1 protein-coding gene and 2 tRNA genes are annotated in these 778 nt (G+C 69.4%); 1 reads left to right on the forward strand and 2 read right to left on the reverse strand.

Annotation, left to right across the window (positions count from 1 at the left end; all coding sequences use genetic code 11):
- The coding region (locus RR3_RS24450; protein WP_255325560.1) for a 2-isopropylmalate synthase at positions 1-461 on the forward strand (461 nt) is incomplete at its 5' end.
- A gap of 105 nt (positions 462-566) precedes the next feature.
- Here RR3_RS24450 and RR3_RS24455 read toward each other — a convergent pair.
- Together RR3_RS24455 and RR3_RS24460 are read right to left on the reverse strand one after the other, a co-directional pair.
- Positions 567-642: transfer RNA gene (locus tag RR3_RS24455), tRNA-Gly, on the reverse strand.
- 60 nt (positions 643-702) lie between these two features.
- Positions 703-777: transfer RNA gene (locus tag RR3_RS24460), tRNA-Val, on the reverse strand.
- Between the last annotated feature and the right edge of the window lies 1 nt (position 778).

The following is a 778-nucleotide window of genomic DNA, read 5'->3' on the forward strand; positions in this document are numbered from 1 at the left end:
CGGAGACCGCATACTCGGCGCCGATCGATCCGTTCGCCGCCCGCTACGGACGATCCCTGCCGCGCGAGTTGCGTGCCGAGGCGCTCGGCACGAGCTGGACCGAGTTCACCGCGACCTATGCACCGCACGGGCCGGTCCGTCTCGGTGGCTGGTCGGCCGGGGCTCCGTGCGCCGGTCGGCGGAACTTCGAGGCCACTTTCGGCGTGGGAGAGACCATCCACACGGCGGCGGCGACGGCCACCGGTCCGGTGTCCGCCATGACCGTCATGATGCACACCCTCGGGATGCCGCTCGAGATTCTCTCGTTCCACCAGTTCGACCTCGGCGACACCCACACGACATTCCTGCTGTGCGAGGCGGACGGGCGCCGGCTCTGGAGCATGGGTGCCGCGGCGACCGGAACCGAATCGGCACTGCGCGCGATGATCGCGGGAGCCAACCGGCTGCACGCTTCCCGCTGAGGGAGCGGTGACACGACGAAGGCCCTCCCGACCGGGAGGGCCTTCGTCGTCGAGTGGTGTGGGCGACCGGTACCGGCGACCTCGTCCGGGTGGCACACCGGGGGGTGGAGCGGATGACGGGATTCGAACCCGCGACCCTCACCTTGGCAAGGTGATGCGCTACCAGCTGCGCTACATCCGCATGCGCACTCCCCGGCCCGAGGGACCGGGCGACGGAGTGCAGCGTGGAAAGGGTGGATCGTGGTGCGCGATACTGGGATCGAACCAGTGACCTCTTCCGTGTCAGGGAAGCGCTCTCCCGCTGAGCTAATCGCGCC

Source organism: Rhodococcus ruber NBRC 15591 (assembly GCF_001894945.1).
Classification (GTDB): Bacteria; Actinomycetota; Actinomycetes; order Mycobacteriales; family Mycobacteriaceae; genus Rhodococcus; species Rhodococcus ruber.